The 5,349-nt window shown below is 31.2% G+C and carries 6 protein-coding genes; all 6 read left to right on the top strand.

The window, feature by feature from the left end; all coding sequences use genetic code 11:
• Positions 1-330: 330 nt before the first annotated feature.
• The 6 genes from G0Q09_RS14550 to G0Q09_RS14525 all read left to right on the top strand — a co-directional run bounded on the left by G0Q09_RS14550 (position 331) and on the right by G0Q09_RS14525 (position 4,719).
• The gene (locus G0Q09_RS14550) at positions 331-1,086 is read left to right on the top strand and encodes a hypothetical protein (RefSeq protein ID WP_219035425.1); all 756 of its coding nucleotides are present in this window, start codon (positions 331-333) and stop codon (positions 1,084-1,086) included.
• Positions 1,086-1,541, top strand: a complete 456-nt coding sequence (locus G0Q09_RS14545; RefSeq protein WP_219035424.1) for a DUF5675 family protein — start codon at positions 1,086-1,088, stop codon at positions 1,539-1,541. The genes G0Q09_RS14550 and G0Q09_RS14545 overlap by 1 nt, the downstream gene beginning before the upstream one ends.
• 1 nt (position 1,542) lies before the next feature.
• Positions 1,543-1,731, top strand: a complete 189-nt coding sequence (locus G0Q09_RS14540; RefSeq protein ID WP_306822329.1) for a hypothetical protein — start codon at positions 1,543-1,545, stop codon at positions 1,729-1,731.
• A 629-nt stretch (positions 1,732-2,360) separates the two neighbouring features.
• Entirely contained in the window at positions 2,361-3,128 is a 768-nt protein-coding gene (locus tag G0Q09_RS14535; RefSeq protein ID WP_219035422.1) for a hypothetical protein, read from the top strand.
• A complete protein-coding gene (locus tag G0Q09_RS14530; RefSeq protein ID WP_219035421.1) occupies positions 3,129-3,932 on the top strand; it encodes a hypothetical protein in 804 nt (267 codons plus the stop codon).
• A 1-nt stretch (position 3,933) separates the two neighbouring features.
• Positions 3,934-4,719 (top strand): hypothetical protein, encoded by a 786-nt coding sequence (locus G0Q09_RS14525; RefSeq protein ID WP_219035420.1) that lies wholly within the window; start codon positions 3,934-3,936, stop codon positions 4,717-4,719.
• The last annotated feature ends 630 nt before the right edge of the window (positions 4,720-5,349 follow it).

The raw sequence follows: 5,349 nt of genomic DNA, 5'->3' as shown, positions 1-5,349 counted from the left end.
AAATCATCCGGAAATAGGTCTTTTGTTTCCATAAATATGTAAATATTAAATGTATAAAAAAAATTCTGCTCGATTTTAACCCAAGCAGAATTTTATACTTACACAGTTTTTGGTACAGTGTCCTTTTTTTGCTGCATAATTATACATTTTCATACACTATCTATGCTTTATCTATACTGTAAATATACTTCATCTATATGTCATCTAGTGACATAAGATGATAAAAAAGTCATTTGGAAAAGTTTGGTTTTAATAAAGTTACGATTTTTTCTTATTCTTGTTTTGTCTACCGGTAGAAGGATTAAATGTTGAACGAAAAAATGTAGTAAAATGGCAAGACAAAAAGGTATTATTAAGCTTTTGGGTACTGTGGGAGACATTACCTTTTACAAAGCAAAAGAAGGGTTTTTAGCACGTGAAAAAGGTGGCGTGGATAAGAACAGAATTATGAATGATCCAAACTTTCAACGTACACGTGAAAATGGCGAAGAATTTGGGCGAGCAGGAGCATCTGGAAAGATTTTGCGAACGGCTTTTCGAGCGGTATTGTTAAACTCTGCTGATTCGAGAATGGTTGGGCGTTTAACTCGTGATATGGTTAAGGTGATTCAGACCGATACGGTGAGCGAACGCGGACAACGAAATGTAATTGATGGAGATTTATCATTGTTGAAAGGATTTGATTTCAACATCAACGGGAAATTATCGACTACGTTGTATGCGCCTTATAGCGTTACTTTAGATCGTGTGGATGGTGATGTGGTTGTAGATATTCCCGCATTTACTCCAGCAAATATGATCAATGCGCCATCTGGAACAACGCATTTTAAAATTGAAGCTGCAGCAGCTGATGTCAATTTTATGGATGGTTCATTTAATGTGTCGAATGCCGATACTGGAATTCTTCCTTACGATACTGTTTCCACTTCAACGATTAGCTTGGCGACGACTTTGCCTGCAAATAGTACAGAACCTATCTTCTTGGTTCTGGGTGTGGAGTTCTATCAAGAAATTAACGGTGAAAAGTATGTACTGAAAAATGGTGCGTACAATGCGCTACAATTAATTGATGTGAATCAAATCTAATGCAATTAGAATTAATCAGAACGTATTTCCCTAATGGAACAAATGGAATTTTGCAGAATGCAAAAGGTATTATTTGTTATACGATCGAGTTGCCTTGGTTGAATAATGAAGTGAGAAAATCGTGTATACCGGAAGGGAAATATGTTTTAGCGAAAAGATACAGTCAAAAATATGGATGGCATATTTGGTTAAAGGATGTAGCGAACAGGACTTATATTCTGATGCATCCTGCGAACAATGCAAAAAAGGAATTACTAGGCTGTATTGCTCCGGTTACTTCTTTGGGTGGTGCTGGAATAGGATGGGAAAGTCGAAAGGCTTTTAATAAAGTGAAGGATTTGGTTTATCAAGCGATTGATTCGGGTGAATCGGTTAGACTTGAAATTAAGTGTATAAAAAAAACGGATAATTTAACGGATGAAAATAATAGATCGAATACAATCCCCAACGCCTAAGTTGTTTCAATGGCTCCGAAATATCGGTTTGGTTTTAGCTGCAATCGGAGGAGTGCTTTTGGCATCTCCAATCCAATTGCCGGAATGGTTAAATGATCTTGGTGGTTATTTAACGGTTGCCGGTGGTGTGTTAGGTGCAGTAAGCCAATTGACGGTTTTAGATGGCGTGAATAAAGATGATACAGGATAGTCATATGAAAATGGGGGTTCTCTGTGGTACAATGTTTAGTATACTGGGAAATTTAGGTTTAAGTGATTTGTTACAAACTGCTATTCTCGCTGGAGTTGGTGCTTTTGTGAGTTTTGTGGTTTCGTACATTTTAAAGAAATTTGATAAATAAAAGTAAAGGTTCTTCAATGGAGGAACCTTTATTCATTTCTATATGCTCATTTTTATTCATTACTTTTTTAATTGTTTTTAAATGAATTCATATGCCCATCGGGGAATTCTTGACACAAATACACCAAAAACAAGATGGTATTCCAAACGAAGATTTGAAGAAGCCTTTTTTATATATCATTAATGCTAATTTCTAAGAAATGGACTCTATAAATTCTTAATTGGGTATAATTTTAAATAAATTTTTAACGATTTTAGAAAAAAGGCTCTACTATAAAAAATCAACCAATCTGAAATATATTTAGACAAAGTTCTGGACAATATCTATAAATTACATAAAAAGTGTAAGTAATTGATTTCTTGACAAGAATTTTATTAATCTTAAAAAAAAATATTTTATCACTTAATTTTCTAATAAATAGTTATTTTTAATCAAAATTGAATTACTTTTGCCTATCCGTTAACTAAATAGTAAAACTATGAAAGTAAAATTGTTAGCTATAATATTGTCAAACTATGCATTTTCTCAAATAGGCATCGGAACTGTTTTACCTAAAAGTAAACTTGATGTAGAAGGCGATATTATCTTAAGAAATTCTTTACGTGTAGGAGGAAATGATTTAACAAAAGGAAATGCAGGGTTAAAAGATCAAGTTTTAGTATCTCAAGGAGTAGGGATGTCTCCAACATGGAAATATGTAAATGTTCCATTTATGGAGAATGGACAATATAAATTGATTAATACATATGTTATAGATGATAATATTGGGATAAAGTCTATCACTATTTCAGGTGTTAACTACCTTAATAAAATAGGTGATCAATTTGATAGTTCTTGGACTAAAATAAGTGGACTTAAGACAATAGTGGAAATCAAGTCCAACGAAAATAAAACTACTTATCAATTCCAAACAGGTGTAGAGTCTGTCACAACTTCTTCAGTTGGGGAAGTAAAATTTATGTGTGGAATTTTTAAGGATAATACATTAGTTGCTCTAAGACCTGATAAAATTACGACCATTACAACTAACTCGCCTATGCAATATATGTATACACTAAACTATACAGAGGAGAATACTCCCAAAGGTTCCTACAGTATTGAGATGGCTTGTAGAGGAATAGAGGGAAATAGTCATACCTTATCGATAGGAACAAATACAACATCTTCTACTAATTCAAATAACTTTCAACTTAAATCTTTTTTAAAGATTGATTTAGCTGAATTAATTACATTTAAAGCACAATAGATGAAAATAGAATTATTAATAACAGGATTATTTTTAAGTGCATTGACACAAGCTCAAGTAGGAGTTGACACAAGAACACCTCAATCTAGTCTTGATGTAAATGGAGATTTTGGTTTAAGAAAGAGAATTTTTTTAGATAATAATAGTGTAGAATCTAAAGGAACAAAAGAGCAGATTTTAGTTTCGCAAGGAGAAGGTTTACCTCCGACATGGAAATCATTACTTATTCCAGAATATGAACCGAATAAGTTTTACTTAATTTTTAATGATTCATTTTCAGATCAGATTGGAATACAAATAGCTCCTAATAACAATTCTTCAGTAAATGTTTCTACAGAATTAATAGATGGGGCTTTATTATCTGATTTAGAATTGAAAGGCTTTAATGAAATTCCTGGTTTAGCAAAATCGTTTAATGTAAATAGCAAATCAAGTAAAGTTTATTTTCAGTTTGAAACTGTTGTTCAACAAAATAATTCAACTTCAACAAATGGTGAAAACATAAAGTATACTTGTGGTATTTTCGTAGATGGAAAACTGAAAAGTGCTAGGATCAATACCATTTATACAAGTAGATCTACTAGTACATTTCTAACTCATACTCAGATTGGTGGTACATCAAATTTAACTTTAGGTTCTCATAGTATTAATATCGCTTGTGCTAAACTAAGTGGGTCTACAAGGGATTTGGCTATAGGAAGAAATGTAGATGAAGTCACAAATATTAATACGTTTATGGCACAATCATCTTTAAAAGTAGATGTATACGAAATACCTGAAAATTTTAATTCAATATTCAATTAACATGAAACTCTATATAAATATATTACTTGTAATTTTTTCTTATTCATATACATATTCTCAAGTTGGAATTAACACAAAGAACCCTACTAAAACTCTTGACATTAATGGGGATTTAAATTTAAGAAAAGAGTTACGATTAGCAGGAAATGATAATTCTTTAGGTGATGCAGGTACATTAAATCAAGTGTTACAAGTAAAGGATAATGAGTATCCAACTAATGTATGGAAAACTTACAAAGTAGCAGATGGAACAGGTAGTCTTTCATTATATTATTTAAACACGACTATAGATAAAGTAGGATTATTTTTTAATAGTACAGGTAGTATAACTTCATATGAATTAGATTCAAATGATGATGGATGGAGTTTTATGACGAATAATAAAGATAATTTTGTAGTAAAAGATACTACGAATTCTAGTAAAGTAACATTAAGTTTTCAAACAACTGTGCAAATTAATAGACCATCGAATTCAACAGGGAATTCTGCTAGTTTTGCATGTGGAATCTTTATGAAAAAAAATAATGAAGGATTTAAATTGAAGGCTGTAAGATCTGATGTAGTAAGAGGTGAGCCTGGATCTTATAAGATATTTAACTTGAATGTAACATTAGATAAATTAGAACAAGGTAGTTATGAAATACAAGCGGCATGTAGAAATAGAAATCTTGGATCAAATACTACTTTAGTGAATATAGGAATCGGACAGCCTGTTGATGCGACAAAACTGAATCAGGATATGGCGAATTCTACATTAACAACTACACTTTTACATCCTTACATGTAACTAGATAGCCATTCTGTGGATGAACAAAAAATGATATAGGTTATATCAAAAGAAATGTAATGTTTTTATGAATTAAAATGAGACACTGTACCAAAGACTCTGTAAGTATAGAGTTCTACTTAGTTTAAAATAGAGCAGATTTTTTTTATAAGTTTAATATTTACATAACTTTGAAAACAAAAGACTTATTTTCGGGATGATTTTTTCAAACAGTTTAAAACTGGAGATGAACTCCAAAAATTCCTAAAAGACTTACTAAATCGAGAAATTGAAAAAATGTTAGAAGGTAATTGAATGCTCACTTTGATTACGATAAGCATGATATATGAAAGGAAGAAAATGCTCGTAATGGATACTCTACCAAAAAGATAAAACGAGTACGGAGAAGAAAAAATAAAAATTCCTAGGAATCGTGATTGAATATACAAACAAAATGAACAGTATAAGTTAAGCGACATTTTTTAAAAATTGTAAATTATTATTAAACTCAAAAATAGTTTTATAAGACACTGTACCAAAAACTGTGTAAGTATAAAATTCTGCTTGGGTTAAAATCGAGCAGAATTTTTTTTATACATTTAATATTTACATATTTATGGAAACAAAAGACCTATTTCCGGATGATTTTTT

Source organism: Empedobacter falsenii, assembly GCF_019308355.1.
In the GTDB taxonomy this organism is placed as follows: domain Bacteria; phylum Bacteroidota; class Bacteroidia; order Flavobacteriales; family Weeksellaceae; genus Empedobacter; species Empedobacter falsenii_B.
This window is presented reverse-complemented; position numbering and strand designations above follow the sequence as displayed.